Origin of the sequence: Chryseobacterium sp. IHB B 17019, assembly GCF_001456155.1 — a bacterium.
Lineage (GTDB): Bacteria > Bacteroidota > Bacteroidia > Flavobacteriales > Weeksellaceae > Chryseobacterium.
This window is the reverse complement of sequence record NZ_CP013293.1, coordinates 1,504,914-1,522,275: the sequence shown is the minus strand read 5'-3', so window position 1 is coordinate 1,522,275 and position 17,362 is coordinate 1,504,914. Positions and strand designations below refer to the sequence as shown.

General features: G+C 35.7%; 17 protein-coding genes. 12 read left to right on the top strand and 5 right to left on the bottom strand.

Translation table 11 applies throughout. The features are described 5' to 3' along the window. Positions 1-27: 27 nt before the first annotated feature. From ATE47_RS06895 to ATE47_RS06880, 4 genes are all read left to right on the top strand, one after another. Entirely contained in the window at positions 28-2,565 is a 2,538-nt protein-coding gene (locus ATE47_RS06895) for an FtsK/SpoIIIE family DNA translocase (RefSeq protein ID WP_062161272.1), read from the top strand. Between the two features lie 70 nt (positions 2,566-2,635). Next, positions 2,636-3,283 (top strand): LolA family protein, encoded by a 648-nt coding sequence (locus tag ATE47_RS06890; RefSeq protein WP_062161271.1) that lies wholly within the window; start codon positions 2,636-2,638, stop codon positions 3,281-3,283. Between the two features lie 97 nt (positions 3,284-3,380). Beyond that, entirely contained in the window at positions 3,381-4,841 is a 1,461-nt protein-coding gene (locus tag ATE47_RS06885) for an LptF/LptG family permease (RefSeq protein ID WP_062161270.1), read from the top strand. A gap of 116 nt (positions 4,842-4,957) precedes the next feature. Further along, complete coding sequence (locus tag ATE47_RS06880) at positions 4,958-5,599, top strand: hypothetical protein (protein WP_062161269.1); 642 nt, start codon at positions 4,958-4,960, stop codon at positions 5,597-5,599. 57 nt (positions 5,600-5,656) lie between these two features. Here ATE47_RS06880 and frr read toward each other — a convergent pair whose 3' ends face one another. Both frr and pyrH read right to left on the bottom strand, forming a co-directional pair. Further along, a complete protein-coding gene (gene frr, locus ATE47_RS06875) occupies positions 5,657-6,211 on the bottom strand; it encodes a ribosome recycling factor (protein ID WP_062161268.1) in 555 nt (184 codons plus the stop codon). A 108-nt stretch (positions 6,212-6,319) separates the two neighbouring features. Beyond that, positions 6,320-7,027 carry a UMP kinase gene (gene pyrH, locus ATE47_RS06870; protein WP_062161267.1) on the bottom strand — a complete coding sequence of 236 codons (708 nt, stop codon included), beginning with the start codon at positions 7,025-7,027 and terminating at the stop codon, positions 6,320-6,322. A 458-nt stretch (positions 7,028-7,485) separates the two neighbouring features. On the opposite strand from pyrH, the gene porQ reads away from it, so the two are divergent. From porQ to ATE47_RS06845, 5 genes are all read left to right on the top strand, one after another. Next, positions 7,486-8,478 carry a type IX secretion system protein PorQ gene (porQ, locus tag ATE47_RS06865; protein ID WP_062161266.1) on the top strand — a complete coding sequence of 331 codons (993 nt, stop codon included), beginning with the start codon at positions 7,486-7,488 and terminating at the stop codon, positions 8,476-8,478. A 142-nt stretch (positions 8,479-8,620) separates the two neighbouring features. Beyond that, positions 8,621-9,295 carry a (d)CMP kinase gene (gene cmk, locus ATE47_RS06860; RefSeq protein ID WP_062161265.1) on the top strand — a complete coding sequence of 225 codons (675 nt, stop codon included), beginning with the start codon at positions 8,621-8,623 and terminating at the stop codon, positions 9,293-9,295. Between the two features lie 95 nt (positions 9,296-9,390). Further along, positions 9,391-9,735 carry a YtxH domain-containing protein gene (locus ATE47_RS06855; protein WP_062161264.1) on the top strand — a complete coding sequence of 115 codons (345 nt, stop codon included), beginning with the start codon at positions 9,391-9,393 and terminating at the stop codon, positions 9,733-9,735. Positions 9,736-9,820: 85 nt separating this feature from the next. Then, positions 9,821-10,129 carry a phage holin family protein gene (locus tag ATE47_RS06850; RefSeq protein ID WP_062161263.1) on the top strand — a complete coding sequence of 103 codons (309 nt, stop codon included), beginning with the start codon at positions 9,821-9,823 and terminating at the stop codon, positions 10,127-10,129. A 3-nt stretch (positions 10,130-10,132) separates the two neighbouring features. Next, positions 10,133-10,630 (top strand): hypothetical protein, encoded by a 498-nt coding sequence (locus ATE47_RS06845; RefSeq protein WP_062161262.1) that lies wholly within the window; start codon positions 10,133-10,135, stop codon positions 10,628-10,630. Between the two features lie 75 nt (positions 10,631-10,705). Here the strand turns inward: ATE47_RS06845 and ATE47_RS06840 are convergent, their stop codons facing one another. Then, on the bottom strand, positions 10,706-11,437 hold the full coding sequence (locus tag ATE47_RS06840) for a TrmH family RNA methyltransferase (protein ID WP_062161261.1): 732 nt from the start codon (positions 11,435-11,437) through the stop codon (positions 10,706-10,708). On the opposite strand from ATE47_RS06840, the gene tamL reads away from it, so the two are divergent. Further along, positions 11,423-14,020, top strand: coding sequence for a translocation and assembly module lipoprotein TamL (tamL, locus tag ATE47_RS06835; protein WP_082632520.1), 2,598 nt, complete (start codon positions 11,423-11,425; stop codon positions 14,018-14,020). The genes ATE47_RS06840 and tamL overlap by 15 nt on opposite strands. Here the strand turns inward: tamL and ATE47_RS06830 are convergent. Together ATE47_RS06830 and ATE47_RS06825 are read right to left on the bottom strand one after the other, a co-directional pair. After that, a complete protein-coding gene (locus tag ATE47_RS06830) occupies positions 14,017-14,634 on the bottom strand; it encodes a SanA/YdcF family protein (protein WP_062161260.1) in 618 nt (205 codons plus the stop codon). The genes tamL and ATE47_RS06830 overlap by 4 nt on opposite strands. Further along, the gene (locus ATE47_RS06825) at positions 14,631-15,755 is read right to left on the bottom strand and encodes a flavin reductase family protein (RefSeq protein ID WP_062161259.1); all 1,125 of its coding nucleotides are present in this window, start codon (positions 15,753-15,755) and stop codon (positions 14,631-14,633) included. The genes ATE47_RS06830 and ATE47_RS06825 overlap by 4 nt, the downstream gene beginning before the upstream one ends. Positions 15,756-15,788: 33 nt before the next feature. Between ATE47_RS06825 and ATE47_RS06820 the strand changes: the two genes are divergently transcribed. Further along, a complete protein-coding gene (locus tag ATE47_RS06820) occupies positions 15,789-16,349 on the top strand; it encodes a TlpA family protein disulfide reductase (RefSeq protein ID WP_062161258.1) in 561 nt (186 codons plus the stop codon). Between the two features lie 20 nt (positions 16,350-16,369). Beyond that, positions 16,370-17,341 carry a FecCD family ABC transporter permease gene (locus tag ATE47_RS06815; RefSeq protein WP_062161257.1) on the top strand — a complete coding sequence of 324 codons (972 nt, stop codon included), beginning with the start codon at positions 16,370-16,372 and terminating at the stop codon, positions 17,339-17,341. The last annotated feature ends 21 nt before the right edge of the window (positions 17,342-17,362 follow it).

Genomic DNA, 17,362 nt, shown 5'->3' with positions numbered 1-17,362 from the left:
AAACATTAAATTTGCCTCATTGATATTATGGATAAAAACACACAAAACAAACAACAGGAATCGCCTGAAAAAGGCAAATTTTTATCTAAGCCGCGGGTATTTTCCGGGCTTACTTTTATACTTTTTTCCGTAGTTCTTACTTTTTCATTTGTCTCATACTTAATGAATTGGAAGGCGGATCAAAGCCAGGCAGGAACGATGCTTGACAAGAGTATACAATCTTCAAACCTCTTTGGTAAACTTGGCGACTGGCTCGGGAATCTTTTCATTTTCGAGAGCATTGGGGTGGCTTCATTTATCATCGCCTTTTTGTTTCTGGTTTTTGGGACGATTATTTTAAAAAAGAAAATATTCAAGCCTTGGAAAACCATTGGACACTCATTATTTTTCATTTGCTGGCTTCCTATTTTGTTTGGCGCCATTACAAAAGGACAAGGTGTTTTGAGTGGTGTTTACGGATATCAGATCATGGATTCTCTTAATGCAATAATAGGAACGGTGGGTCTTTGGCTGGTTTTGGTGGCGAGTATTGCTTTATATTTTATTTTGGAATTTAATCTCCGCCCGAGCTCTATTAAGTCAAAACTTAACGATATTAATGAGAATACAATCGGAAGAGTAAAATCTATGATGCCAAGTTCTGAAAATTTTGAAGCAGACGAAGAATTGATCGAAGAAGCGGAAAAAACAGAAGAAACACCATCAAAAATTACGGTAACGGAAGTTGTTGAAAAGCCAGTCGTAATGACAGAACCAGAACATGTGAGCATTCCGAAAGGATTTCCTGAAGTTCCGGTTTCTACTAATTTAGACCCTATCATTACCCCAAACCATACTTCGTTTGAAGAAGATAATAAAAACGACTTTTCACAGTCCCTGAATTTAAATCTTAATACTAAGCCGAGTGTTCCTACTTTAAGTCCTGAACAGGCTTTTGACAGCAAACCTGCCAATAATTCACAGGAAAATATTAAGTTTAATGTAGAAGTTGCGCCTGTGGTGGACATTTTGGATGATACAGACAGAAAATCTCAGGAATTAGTTGAAAAACACGGTCTTTATGACCACAAATTGGATCTGCCTAATTTCCAGATGCCTACCGTTGAACTTTTAACGGATTACGGAAACGAAGAAATTTCTATTAATAAGGAAGAATTAGAAGAAAATAAAAATAAAATTGTCGGGTTACTGAAAAACTTTAATGTAGGAATTGCAGAAATTAAAGCGACAATAGGCCCAACAGTAACTTTATACGAAATTGTTCCTGAGGCAGGAATCAGGGTGGCGGCTATCAAAAAACTGCAGGACGATATCGCGTTGAATCTTTCGGCTTTGGGAATCAGGATTATTGCTCCGATGCCCGGAAAAGGTACGATCGGAATTGAGGTTCCGAGAAAAAATCCTACGATGGTTTCTATGCGTTCTGTGATTGCTTCACAAAAATTCCAGAATACGGATATGGATCTTCCGGTGGTTTTCGGGAAGACGATTTCCAACGAAATTTTCATGGCGGATCTGTCAAAAATGCCTCACTTACTGATGGCGGGTGCAACAGGTCAGGGTAAATCGGTTGGTATCAACGCAATTCTGACTTCGCTTCTTTATAAGAAACATCCAAGCGAGCTGAAATTCGTGATGGTGGACCCTAAAAAAGTGGAACTTTCTTTATATTCAAAAATTGAAAGACATTATCTTGCAAAACTTCCGGATTCTGATGATGCAATTATCACGGATACTAATAAAGTGATCAATACGCTGAATTCTCTTTGCGTAGAAATGGATCAGAGATATGATCTGCTTAAAAATGCTTTCTGTAAAAACTTAAAGGAATACAATAAAAAATTCACGGAAAGAAAATTAAACCCGGAAAACGGACACCGTTATTTGCCATACATCGTTTTGGTGGTTGACGAGTTTGCGGATTTGATCATGACTGCCGGAAAAGAAGTTGAGTTACCGATTGCGAGATTAGCACAATTAGCCAGAGCGGTAGGTATTCACCTTATTGTTGCCACTCAAAGGCCTTCCGTAAACGTAATTACAGGGATGATTAAAGCAAACTTCCCTGCAAGAGCAGCATTCAGGGTAATTTCCAGTGTGGATTCCAGGACGATTCTGGATTCTCCGGGAGCGGATCAGCTGATTGGTAAGGGGGATATGCTTTATTTTAACGGAAATGAAATTTTAAGGCTTCAATGTGCTTTCGTAGATACACCAGAAGTGGAAAGATTGGCAGAATTCATCGGTGAACAAAAAGGATATTCATCGGCATTTCTTCTTCCTGAATATGTTTCTGAAGAAGGCACAAGTACTGTGGGGACCTTTGATCCGAATGAGAAAGATGCTTTGTTTGAAGAGGCTGCAAGAATTATCGTTTCTACTCAACAGGGTTCTACTTCGATGCTGCAGAGACAATTAAAATTAGGCTATAACAGAGCCGGCAGAATTATGGATCAATTGGAAGCAAGCGGAATTGTGGGCGGATTTAATGGTGCAAAAGCGAGAGAAGTTCTGATCAGCGACCTTCATTCTTTGGAACAGTTTTTGGAAGACCTGCGTAAATAAAAGGAAAATCAGATGTTGATTTAACTTTTAAATCTTGAAAATGTCTAAAGATTAAAGATTATAAAATAAAATGAGAAATATTATTTCAAAAGTTATACTAAGCGGATTTGTTGTAGGAACAGTAGGATTGGCAAGCGCTCAGAAAATTGATGCGAAGGCTAAGAAAATATTAGATGATATTACAGCAAACTACAATTCTAAAAAGAATACCTATTTTAAATTTTCCTTCGGAACCGGAGTAAACGGGCAGGTAAACAAAACCGAGCCGGGAATTTACTATGCTGCAGGAGACAAATATAAGTTGAAAATCATGGAAACCGAGCAGATTTTCGACGGAAATAAAATCTACAATATCAATACGGAAGATATGGAAGTGACGGTTGCCAAACCCAACGGAAGCAGCTCCATGTTCTCCCCTATCAACTATCTTTCTAATTACAGAAATGATTATAATGTGACATACAATGGTAAAAAATCCGTAAACGGTGTAAATGCAGATTTCATCAAACTGACTCCAATAAAGTCTAATGGGATAAAATATGTTTACCTTTTTGTAGATTCTGTAAAAAAACAAATGGTAAAGCTGGAACAGCACGGAAATAATAAGGATGTTGCAGTAATTGCTATTAAGGATTATAAAGAAAATCAGGATCTTGAATCGAATATGTTTGTTTTTGATAAGAATAAATATAAGAATTACCTGATCACAGAACTCTAAGCACTGATTAGCCGTTTGGCGGAAGATTATTATAAAAATTTCATAAAATATAAGAGCTGCAAAGAAAACTTTGTGGCTTTTTGATTAATTTTGGCGAATGTTAAAGATACTAGACCGATACATCATAAAAACCTTCTTCGGGCCCTTTTTTTTCATATTCAGTGTATTGTTTTTCATTTTTATTGTAAACATTATCTGGGTTCAGCTTGGGCAGTTTATGGGGAAAGGATTAAGCTACTGGCAAATCATGAAGCTCCTTTTTTATCTTGGAGTAAGTGTTATCAGTATGGTTTTACCGCTTACCATTCTTTTGGCCAGTATCATGTCCTTTGGGGAATTTGGGGAAAGATACGAGCTTGCGGCAATGAAGGCGGCCGGAATTTCATTGACCAGGGTGATGCTTCCTTTGTTGGGGGTCACGGCGATCATGTCAGTCATGCTCTATTTCTTTTCCAACAATATCATTCCGGATTTCCAGAGAAAGGCAAAAAACATGCTTTTTAATATTGCCCAGACAAAACCGGCCCTGAACTTTACACCGGGTCAGTTTATCGATCAGATTCCCGGATATATGGTGAAATTTGATAAAATTTATGGTGAAAATGGCGAAAATATTGATGGCGTTTTTGTGCACAAGAAAGCCAGCAGTTATGAAAATCAGCAGTCTATTGTGGCAGAAAAAGGAAAATTCATTCCTGCTGCCAACAAAAATTATCTGAAACTGGTGCTTTATAACGGATATGTTTACGAAGATAATTTTGCCGGAAAACCCGAAAATGTTCGATTGAAACAACCGGATCAGGCGATAAAATTTGACACTTTAGTTTCACATTTTGATGTAAGTGAAATCATTAATAAGGCTATTGAAGAAGAAAGGATTACGGACGATTACCGTTTCCAGACGTTCAATGAACTGAATACAACGATCAGTAAAACCAAAAAAGACAACGATAAATTCTATACGAACGTTAATAATGATGTGCTGAGTCAGACCAATTCTGTGATTGGCTACATGGATGCGGCCACGAATAAAGCCAAAGCAAAACCAAAGCAGCAGCTAAAACTGGACACGGTAAAAAGCGATAAGAAATTAGAAATGATTTATAATGCCTACAACCGGTTAGACAACCTGAAAAATACGTTGGAGGCTAAAAATAACGAGATTAATCCCGGAGTAAAATATTATGGTAAGGTGGTGATTTATCAGCAAAGGATTGTGACTTATTCATTTACCTGTATCATTTTCTTCCTGATTGGGGCGAGTCTAGGATCGATCATCAGAAAAGGCGGAATGGGGCTTCCTGTAATCATTGCAATCGTAATTTTCATTATTTTCTACGTTATCAATGTAGGTACGGAAAACATGGCGTGGTCCGGGAAAATTAATCCATATTTAGCAGCCTGGATTCCTAATATGGTACTCTTTCCTTTTGGGGTTTGGATGACATATAAGGCTCTTACGGATTCCCAGTTATTCGATGCTGAAAAGTATAAAGCGCTTTTCAAGCCGGTTACCAAGTTGTTTGTTAAGACAAAAGAACATAAGAGGTATCAATAATTTTTAATTTAAATTATTAACTTAAAGATTTAAAACCTAATATAAGACCCGGATTTTCCCGGGTCTTCTTTTATTTGCATACTTTTTGTATATACCGGAATACAAAAAAACATTAAATGAGAAATACAATTATTATCCTGAGCTTAGTCTCAATTATTTCGTGTAAAAAGCAAGAAAATAAAAACGTTGAGAATTTGCCTTCTCAAGATAGCCTCACAACCCAAAATGCTTCGGGAAATTCTAAAACCGTTGATAGCATTAAAAAAGAATACTCTAAGATGAGCGCTCTTTTGGCATCAAAAAAACTGGATTCTACATATTTTAATTATGTTTGTGAAGACGGCATGGGAGGCCAGGTAGTTTTCTATTATCAGGACAAAAATCTTAAAGCTGTAAAAAACGTTTATTCGGAATACAGTCATTTTTCATCCGTTACACAATATTTTGTTGATAAAGAAAACGTGTACTTTATTCACAAACAGGATACCTCATGGAATTTTGATGAAAATGCTCCAAAGAAAGCGGATGGAAATTCTGAAACAAAGGATGATATTACGGAAAGCAGAATCTATCTTGCAAACAATAAACCTACCCAGTGTTTTGAGAAAAAATACTCAATAAGATCTGCAGGAAACAACCCTGATCCAAATAAAATAGAAGACAAGGAAATAAAATGTGATACTGACAAATTGATGAAAACCTACCAATCCATCATCAAAAATAAAGATAAAAAAGGCAAAATTAATCAGTGCTTATAAAAAGAAAAGCGGCTCCTAAAACAGAGTCGCTTTTTTTATATTTTCAAACTGAAAAAATTATACTTTCATAATTTCAGCTTCTTTAGTTTTTAAATGGTCATCGCAAAGTTTGATGAATTTATCCGTAAGGGTTTGGATCTCTTCTTCTAGACCTTTTATCACGTCTTCAGAAACACCTTCTAATTTTTTCAATTCTTTCAGGCCGTCCTGTCTTGCAGTTCTTACTACAATTTTAGTTTGCTCGGTTTCAGCCTTAGCCTGTTTTGCAAGATCTCTTCTTCTCTCCTCCGTTAATGGCGGTACATTAAGGATAATGTTTTCCCCGTTATTTGAAGGTGCAAAACCTAAGTTTGAATTGATGATCGCTTTTTCAATAGCATTAATTGCTGTTCTGTCCCAAGGTTGAATAGAAATCGTCATGGCATCCGGCACAGAAACGTTTGCAACCTGGTTGATGGGAGTCATTGCTCCGTAATATTCTACCATTACATCCTGAACCATATTTGTAGAAGCACGTCCTGCCCTGATTCTTTGAAAAGCATGTTCCAAATGCTTCACAGCCGCATCCATGTCCTGTTTTACAGATTCTAATATAAGATCTAATTCTTCCATTATATAATTAAAATTTGATAGGTTACATATTTTTTATGAGTAATAAGCAATTGGTAATGAGTAATTTATATTTAAATCTTTAAATAATTTAAATTTTTAAATCACATGTTACAAATCAACTAAAGTACCAACATTTTCTCCATCTACAATTTTCTCCAGATTACCTTCTTTATTCATATCAAAAACGATAATAGGTAATTTGTTTTCATGGCTTAAGGTAAATGCTGTCATATCCATTACTTTCAGGTTTTTAGCATAAACTTCGTCGAAAGATAATGAATTATATTTTACGGCGTCTGCATTTTTTTCCGGGTCGCTGTCGTAGATTCCGTCTACTCTGGTTCCCTTTAAAATAACATCGGCACCAATTTCAATAGCTCTTAAAGTTGCAGCAGTATCCGTTGTGAAATATGGATTTCCCGTTCCTGCCCCGAAGATCACTACTCTGCCCTTTTCAAGGTGTCTCACGGCTCTTCTTTTAATGAAAGGTTCAGCTACTTTATCCATTTCGATGGCAGACTGAAGCCTCGTTTTGATCCCCGCATCTTCCAAAGCACCCTGAAGTGCCATTCCGTTGATTACCGTTGCAAGCATTCCCATGTAATCTCCCTGCACTCTGTCCATCCCTTTTGCTGCACCAGCAACGCCACGGAAAATATTTCCTCCTCCAATTACAATGGCGATTTCACAGCCTTTATCAACTACTTTTTTGATCTCAGCTGCGTATTCCTGTAGCCTTTCATTGTCAATACCATATTGTCTGTTCCCCATTAAGGCTTCACCACTAAGTTTTAGAAGGATTCTTTTATATTTCATTTTTATTTTTAAATAAACTTTAGTTAGTACGTTTGTCAAAAATTTGACTTTGCAAATATAATCATTAATAATGTTGATTTTTAATTCTGGATTAAATTTTTAAATGTTCTGTTGTATGCTATTCTTTAAAGGAAATTTATTAACTCAATCTCGGGCATAATTTATTTTTTAGAGCTTTTTCCCGCTTTCCGCTGTATCTTTTTGGTTACGGGTTCCGCTTCGCTCCACCCGCAACCAAAAAGGATGTCGCTTCAATCGGGGCTAGGATTGCAGGCGTTTATTCGATTAACTAGCCTTGTCAAGACTCCTGAAAACAATAAAAGCCAAGACAATTTCATTAAATAAAACTCATATAAATAGGCTGTTTTCACAAAACTCAAATATTTAAACATAAATAATGTAAGAAATATTTTGAAAAGTACGAAAAAGGATTATTTTTGCATTAATAATCAACTGAATTGAAGAAAATTGTCATTTTTTCATTATTTCTATCAGGAATTGTTTCTTATGCACAAACAGGAACAAATGTTTTTCCGTTTTTGAACCTTCCTGTATCTGCAAGACAGGCTGCTTTGGGTGGAGATGCAATTTCAATTAGAGATCATGATGTTTCCTTTGCCATTGCAAACCCATCTTTGCTGAATAAAGATTCTGATAACCAGCTTTCCGTGAATGCAACAGCCTATCTAGCTGATTCCAAATACGGTACTATCGCTTACGCAAAAGATTTTGATAACGGTCATATGGCCACCGTCAATGCCCGATATATGAGCTACGGTGATATTCCCAGAACGGATGACAGCGGTTTTGAGAACGGAACATTCAAAGCTTCTGATGTAGCCATCGGAGCCGGATATGCCTATCAGTTTGAAGAAGACTGGACGATTGGTGGTGGAATTAATTTCATCACTTCAAAAATCGACAATTACACATCTTCTGCCATCGCCGGAAATTTAGGGGTAACGTATCACAATAAGAAAAATAAAGAAACGGCTTCTGTGATCCTGAGGAATTTCGGGTATCAGTTCAAAACTTTCAACGGGACAAGGGAGAACCTTCCTTTTAGAATAGATTTAGGCTATACGAGAATTTTAAAAGCAATTCCTTTGGCCATTACCATTACCGCTCACGATTTGCAGGAATTTAATATTTCTTCTCAATATAATGTAAACGGACAGGAAGTAAATGCAGGTAGAAAAATTGCCGACCACTTCTCTATCGGTGCAGAATTGTTTCCGGAGAAAAGCTTTAATATTAGATTGGGATATAATGTAAAAAGAGGAAACGAGCTTGCCGTGGCAGATCAGAGAAACTTTTCAGGGCTTTCCGGTGGATTTGGGATCAAGCTTTCAAGATTCAGGATTGATTATGCTCATGTGAGGTATCACAATTCTTCGAACGTCAATCAGATCGGTATTTCTGTTGACCTTACAAGCCACGCCGGATATTAATTTAAACCATAATAATTTAGCTTTAAATATAAACAGCACTTTTGTCTTATATTTAAATAAGTTAATTTAAAATAAAAAAGAAACCTTAAGAAAATCTCTTAGGGTTTCTTGATTTTTAAGAAAAATTCTTGAAATTTGCAGTATGAAAAAACCTGTAATTGCTATCGACGGGTACTCGTCTACCGGAAAAAGCTCAATATCTAAAGTCATCGCCGAAAAGCTGGGGCTTATTCATCTGGATACAGGTGCGCTTTACAGAGGAGTAACCTGGTTTGCGCTTCAGAACTGCCTTAATGATGATGGTTCTATTAACCTTGATGAGCTGTTTTCTTCATTCGATCAGATTGAGCTTGAGTTTAAAAATGATCATGGCGAGTTGATTCTTTTTCTTAATCATATTGATATTTCAAAAGCTATCAGGACCAATGAAGTTTCTGATAATGTAAGCTTCGTTGCCAAACAGAAAGAAGTAAGGGATTTTTTACTCCAGTCTCAGCGTTCTTTGGCAGAAAAAGGTGGCATCATTATGGACGGACGTGACATAGGGACAGTAGTTCTGCCAAATGCGGACTACAAATTTTTCCTGACAGCAAGCATTGACGAACGCACAAAAAGACGCTATAAAGAGCTTATCACTTTAGGAATTGAAGCTGATGAAAAGCAGGTGAAAGAAAACCTTATAGAACGCGATAAGATCGACAGTGAGAGGGAAATAGCCCCCTTGAAGCAAGCCGAAGATGCTGTAGTAATTGATAACACCCATCTCACGAAACATGAAACTATCGAAAGTATTTTATCTCACATCAAAAAGATTTAACATTTTTTAATAGTCATTCTCCCCTTTTGGTATGTTAATTGTACGCTTTAATACTGTAAAAACTAATATTATTTTAACTATTAAAAAAACAAAAAATGTCTAAAAAAAACAATACAGCGGGTATTTTGGCAGGACTTCTTGCAGGTGCTGCAGCAGGTGTAATTTTAGGAATGCTTTATGCTCCGGAAGAAGGTAAGGAAACAAGGAAGAAGATAAAAACTAAAGCCAACGATCTTAAAGATCAGGCTAAAAACAAATACGGAGAAGTTTCTGAAAAAGTAAAAGATCAATATGGTAATATTTCTTCTACATTCAAAGAAACAGCAAGTAATGTAGCACATACGGTAAAAGACGGATATGACAAATACAAAGATCAGATTGTTTCTAAAACTGCAGACGTAGTAAAAAATGTAGAATCAGAGCTGAATGATCTAAAATAATAAATAATTTATTCTTTTAGGTAAATTATGAGAAGGGACTTTATACGTAAAAGTTCCTTTTTTTGTAACTTTTTAAAAAAAAACGATGATTGAAACTATAAAAGAATATGCTTCCAAAAGGATAGATCTTCTTAAAATTGAAGCCACTGAAAAGTCTTCTCTTTCTGCCGGAATGATCACTTATTTCGTCGTATTACTGGTTGCCTTTGGTTTTTTTATTATTCTGTTCAATTTCGGAATCGCATTCCTTATAGGAAAAGCATTGGGCGAATATTCCTATGGATTCCTTATTGTTGCGGCTTTTTATCTTTTAATAATGATTGTTATTATTATTTTTAAAAAGAAAATCGTAAATTATGTAGCAGATCAGGTTATTAAATTTTTAAATTATTAAACTATGGGCAGAGAGTATGAGAGCTTAGAAGAACTAAGAAGAAAGAAAAAACTGTTGAAAACTGAAATCAACGATTTGGAAAATCTTCTTACGTTTAAGAATACAAAAGAAAGTTTGAGTGCATTCACCAACGGTTTGACAGATCAGTATCTGCAGGAAAAAGTAGATGATGACGGTGATGAAAAGGTTGTTCTCAGAAAAGACGTTATCGCAAAACAGATCACATCCGAAATTAAAGATGCGTTCATCAGCAAGAATACAGCAATGGGGATCGCAAGCTCAGCCTTTAAAGGAGGGGCAGGTGATGCACTTATAAAGCTGGCTATTACAGCATTTGTAGGAAATTATGCCAAGAAAAACTTAACAAGTTCCAGCTGGAAGAAAAAAATCCTGGGTGCCGCATTGATTTACCTCGCTCCTATTGCTTTGAAATTCGTAAGAAAAAAACTTGAAAATTATCAGAAAAATAAAAGTGTTTCCAGTATGGAACAGCTTATTTAGAGGCTAGAAACTAGAAGTTAGAAATTAGTTTAATATATTGCGTAAAACTAACTTCTAACTTCTAACTTCTAATATCTAATTTCTATCTGAAAACAGTTGCCCCAGAATAATTCCCGCCGCCATAGAAACATTCAGGCTTTCTGTGGACTGCGATTTCCCGAATCTTGGGATGCTAATGCTCTTTCGAAGGAGCTTTTCTGTTTCCGGACGCATTCCGTTGCCCTCATTACCCAGAATCAAATTGATTTTCTCAGGCTTTTTAAAAGTATAAATATTTTCCCCTTCCATATCCGTCCCGATATTTACATTTTCTGTATTTGAAAGGTATTCAACTAAATTTGTATAAACGAGATTTACCCTTGTAAAAGATCCCATACTTGCCATAATCACCTTCGGATTATAAAAATCAACCGTATCTTCACTACAGATAATCTGCTCAATTCCGAACCAGTCTGCCAGTCTGATTATTGTCCCTAAATTACCCGGATCCTGGATCCCATCAAGTACCAGCTGAATATTCTGATCTTCAAATTGTTCTTCAGTTTCCAGGTAGCAAACCGCCACAGAATCTTTCGGATTTTGAAGAAAACTAATTTTTTTTAACTCATTTTCAGAGATATGGGTAACAGGTATATCAGTACGGTCCAATTTTTGCGGATCGGTAGAGAATATTTCTTTAATTTTAAAGTTAGAATTAAAAAGTTCACAAATGATTTTATTACCTTCAACCAAAAACAAATTGTATTTTTGTCTGAACTTCTTTTTATCTAAAGACTGTAAAATTTTTATTGTATGAGCTGTAAGCATTATAAGAATTCTCCTCAAAAATATTATAAAATTATCTCATTTGCAACATTTGTTGGTCTATTGTATGCTTGCAGCACGACTAAAAAAGTTCCTGATGGTGAATATCTGCTTGTAAAAAATAATTTTGAGTTTGAAGATAAAAAAGAACCTTTCGACGGTGAGCTGAAAAGCTATGTTCAGCAAAAGCCAAACAAAAGGCAAATTCTTTTTATGCCCTTAAGTTTGTGGCTGTACAATGCCGCAAATCCAAAATATGATACCCTTCTCAATGAATACATGACTTATCCTAATGAATTGAGAGATCAGAAATTAAGAGACTCTCTTTTCGTAAAATACGACATGAAAAGCAGTATCGGGAAAAGCTTGTTTTTCGACAGATTGTATCACAGTTGGGGTTCTGCTCCTGTAATTCTGGATCAGACAAAAACGGAAAAAGGTGCTCAGTCTATTGAAAAAAGGCTTACCTATCGCGGTTATTGGGATGCAGAAGTGAAATTCAAGCATGATCTTGATTCTGCGGCTAAAAAAGCTGCGGTCACTTATTTTATCACTCACAAAGATCCTACTTATATCAAAGAATATTATTATAATATTACAGATCCAAACGTAAAAAATATTTATCAGCAAAAGCTTCATGAGACGTTGATAAAGCAAGGGCAGATTCTCGATCAGACGGTGCTTGAAAAAGAAGTTACAAGAATTAATGATCTGATGAGGGAATATGGATATTATAAATTTAACAGCCTTGGAGACGAAATATATTTCGTTGCCGATTCTATTAAAAGCAGAAAACAGGTTCCTCTGACGTTAGAAATTCACAGAGATTCTCTGGATACGCCATACAAAATAGCAACCGTCGGAAATATAGATGTGGCTATTGTTGATGAAATGAATGATTTCCCAAAAAATACAACGAAAGATAGCTTAAGGGGAATCAGGTTTCACAAAACCACAAATCAATATAATAACCGTGCGATCTGGAGAGCAATCACGGTTGGCAGTAAACAGGTTTATGATCAGAAAAAATTTGATCTTACAAAAAGGAATCTACTGTCAATGAATAACTTTAGTATCCTCAAAGCAAGGGATTCTTTAAGACGTGGTGGCGGAACATCTCCTAATGACAGTATTATTGATGTAATGTATATTTTGAAGCCACTTCCTAAGTATGAGCTAAAAGTAGGAACAGATATTAATTATTCCCAACTTTTAAATCTGGGAGTTTCACCTTCGATTGATCTTACAACAAGGAATATCTTTGGCGGCGCAGAAAACCTTTCCACGAGTCTTTCCGGAACTTTTGGTTCCATAAGAAGCCCAAAAGATATAAGCAAGAGGGTTTTAGCCTATGAATTATCTGCTCAGGCATCCCTTAATTTTCCAAGATTATTGCTGCCATTCGATTATTATAAATTACTACCTAAAAGATACAGCCCTACTTCATCTATTGTTTTAGGGGCCTCGGTTCAGAATAATATTGGATTGGGAAGGGTGAATTTCAATACAGGTTTAAATTATCTGGCAACAGTTAATGATAAGGTTTCTCACAGGCTGACAATTTTTAATACACAGTTGAGTTTAACCAAAAATAAGGATGCATATTATGATTATTTTGTAAATGACAGAGAGGTTTTGGATGAAGTTTTCGAAAATTATTTCCAATCTCATCCTGATGTTGCTGCAAAATACAACTCAGGCCAACTTACAAGAGATCAGGTTTCAGAGCAAATTACGGATGATCTTACTTATCAGGAGAATTTAGGCCCTGAATATGACAACCTTTACAATGCATTCATTGGTACTTTAGTAAATAAAGACAGGCAAACCGAGGATGTTTTAATTTCTTCCATGATTTATAATTTTGTTTATAATGAAATTGGAAAAAAAGATTATCCTAATGCCTTTTATTTTAATGGAAAAGTGGAATTAGCCGGAAATATATTCAGCATTTTCAATCAAAAAAGAAATGACGGAGGAATTGTAACCGGTGCAGCAAAGACCATCTTCGGTATTCCTTATGCTCAGTTTGTGAAGTTTGATTTTGATGTAAGAAAGTATTTTAAATTTAATAGAAATACCCTTGTTCTTCGTCAGTTCGTAGGAGTCGGGATTCCGTACGGAAACTCTGAAAGCATGCCTGTTATCAGGTCTTATTTTAATGGAGGTTCCAATGATATCAGGGCTTGGGTGGCTTTTGGCGGATTGGGTCCGGCAGATTCTCAGGTAGATGAGAGGGTTCGTACATATATCACAGACAATGTGAAGCTTACAACAAATATAGAATTGCGGGTTCCTTTCAATGATATGTATGAAGGGGCATTATTTACTGATATCGGTAATACATGGAGCCTCAAAAATTATAATGACGGATATGGGGATGAATTTAAGTTTAATAAATTCTTCAAACAAGTAGGTATAGGAAGTGGATTCGGGTTGAGGGTTAATGTAGCCTATATCACATTAAGACTGGATTTGGCGTATAAAATATATGACCCGAACAAGCCGGAAGGCGACAGATGGAGATTAAAATATTTCCAGCCTTTCAAGCCTACATTGAATATCGCATTCGGTTATCCTTTCTAATCCGGAGAAATTCCCAGTGCAAAATATACTACAGCAACCGTTCTTGCGAGAATCTCCCGAAACTGGTTCCTGTAGTAGCTTTCCGGCTTATTCACATCCTGTGCATCAAAACCCAGAGCATTCATACTATTATTCCTGGCAAAAAGCAAGGCGCGAAGGTTGTGGAAACCCTGTGAAACAATGATAATATTATCTTTTTTATAAATATCTTTACAACGCAAAATGCTTTTGTAGGTGTTAAAACCCTTCGGGTCTTCAATGATGATATCTTCCGGCACACCTTCCTGATAAACCAGATAGTTTTTCATAGCGGCAGGCTCGTCGTATCCCCTGCTTTTTTCACCGCTTACAATAATCTGTTTGATTTTTCCATGATGATAAAGCAGCGCTGTGGCGTCCATCCTTTTCGTAAAATAAGGATTAGACTGGCCCGATCTCATCTTAGGCGAAGTTCCTAAAACAAGCGCAATTTCCCGGGGCGGAATTTTTGAGATTTTAGTATATGTTCTTCCGTCTGTCAAAGCAAAAACCCATGCATTAGCAAGACATATCAATAGAATCCCTATTTCTATTGATATGATAATCAGGTTAAATATGTTTTTGACAATTCTCAAGTAAGATCAAAATTAAGTTTTATTTTTTTGCTTTTCGCAATTGACATACAGGCTAAAATATGTCCTTTTTCCTCTTCTTTTTCCGTTAAATATTCATTTTCCAGCAGTTCAACCTCGCCTTCTTCCAAAATACATTCACAGCTGCCACAGATTCCTGATTTACAAGAATAAGGAACCTGAAATTTCTGAATTAATAACTGCTGAAGTATCTTTTCTTTATTATCAGGAAGCTCAGTTTGATATTGTTTTCCTAACATTTTGAACTCTACTTCCACATTTTCTATCAACGGAAATTCTTTTTCAATAGGGTAAATATCGTCATTATATTCTTCAAAAAGCTCAAAGTGAATATTTTTCTTCGGAATGCCATGATGGTAACATGCGTTGGCAAGAGTTTTAATCATATCTCCTTTTCCGCAGATTAAAACTTCGTCTACAGCATCCCAAATAGTAGATTCTTCATCAGTATCGTCTAAATGTAGAATTTGATTAATAATTAAACTTAATTTTTTATCATCTAATCTTCCGTGAAAAAAACTGTTTGACGTTTTTTCCTGGGAAAAAAAATAAAAAATCTGAAGCCTTTCTCCACAAGTCCTCGCAAGATTATCTAATTGTTCTCTATAAATTAAATCCTCTCTTGTTTTATTTCCAAAGAATAAAAACATCCTCGTTCTTGATTCGCTATGAAGAATATTTTTAAAATGGCTTAAAATCGGTGTGATTCCGATTCCTGCTGCAAAACCCACAATCGTCCTGAATTCGCTCGGTTTTGAAACCAAAGTAAACCTGCCGCTGGGTTCGCTTACCAATAATTTGTCACCGGTATTATAGTTTTTGAATAATTGTGAAGTCTCTCCATCAGGAGAATTTATCTTTATTCCTAATGCAATTTTTTTCTCGTAAGGCGCCGAAGTCATCGAGTAATCATTAATGACATCTTTACCATGAGATTGAAATTTTATACTTACAAACTGACCCGCTTCAAATTTGAAATTCTCTTTCAGATTCTCAGGAATTTCAAATTCCAGAGAAAAAGTATTTTTGGTCAGTTCTTCCTTTTTCGTTATTTTTAGCCAATGAAACTGCGTCAGTTTCCCTTTATAGATTTGTTGTTCCATACTTCAAATTCAAAAATAGATAAAAAATAATTTATGAAGAAGATAATTTTATCCACGCTTGTCCTGTTTGCAGTGGCAAGTTGTAAAAAAGAAGGTCAGAAAACTGATGAAACTGCGGTTACAGACTCCATTTCAACAGCAGAAAATACGGAATCTCCGGCAAATGCTTCATTCGCGAAGGAAAGCTCAATTGATGAAGTCAACAAAATTTTAGCAAAAAAAGATGACACATTATATGTTACCAATTTTTTTGCAACATGGTGTGGGCCTTGCATCAAGGAAATCCCTGATTTTAAGAATAAAATGAATGAATTAAAGGATAAACCTGTAAAATTTACATTCATTAATTTGGATGAAAAAGCAGTTTGGAATACAAAAGTAAAGGATTTCACAGATCAAAACGGAATTACTGCGAATACCATTTTCGTAGATGGAAACAAGCTTGATCAAAACTTTTTCGCATCCAACTTTAAACAATGGTCTGGACAGACAATTCCTTTCACGCTTTTAAGAAAAGGAAGCAAAACGGAAGAGATTACCCAGATGATATCTAAAGAAGAGCTGGATTCAAAAATCGCTTCTTTCTTACAATAAGTTTACAGACTCACTAGATAATGTCAACTCAATTTAAAATCCTGTGTTTGCTTTTATTAATCGCAATTATTTTCATGGCGGTTATTAATCTGAACACAGGATTTTTAAGTTTAAATGTATCCGATTTTTTCCAGGATTCTTCAAACAGCCAGATTGCTGAAATTCGCGTAAACCGTGTATTGGTAATGCTTTTGGCGGGAATTTCAATTCCTACTTCGGGTTTCCTGATGCAGGAATATTTTCAGAATCCGCTGGCTGGGCCGGATATTCTCGGAATTACTTCTGTAGCGAGCCTTTCGGTGGCTTTTTACATTTTTTTTTCTTACAATATTGACCTCCCGGAATTTCTTCAAAACAGTTTTCTAAGTTTATCTTCGATTGCCGGAAGCTTACTTTTAATGTTAGTTTTATTGTCGATGTCGAGAAAATTTCAGGATAAAACGTATTTAATCATCTTCGGATTTTTGGTTTCGGCTTTTGCGGGAGCTGTTGTTTCCCTTCTTCAGTTTTACGCAGAAAATCAAAGCTTAAAAAATTATATTTTGTGGTCTTTTGGGGCTAATAATATGGTGACGAGAAATCAGATTGTTGTTTTGTCGATATTAGTTTTAATAGGATCATTCATTTGTTTTAAAAGTATAAAACCTTTAATTGGAAACTCATTAGGAGCTTCTTATGCTCAAAGTCTGGGTGTAAACCTGCAGCATTTAAAGATATTGATTATCGTTGCTTCTTCCCTGCTTTCCGCTTCAGTTACGGCATTCTTAGGGCCGATTTTATTTATAGGCATTATTGTTCCCCATTTTTGCAGATTGATTTATAATCCCGCAAAACTTTGGCAACAATGGATTTTGAATATGTTTTTGGGGATGTTGATCATGCTTTTTTTCTCCATCATTGCTGAAAAAACGCAGATCCCATTGAATGTGATAAGCTCAATCTTTGGAATTCCTGTGATATTGATGATGCTGTTGAAAGAGAATAAAATATAAATATTACTACCATTTACTTTT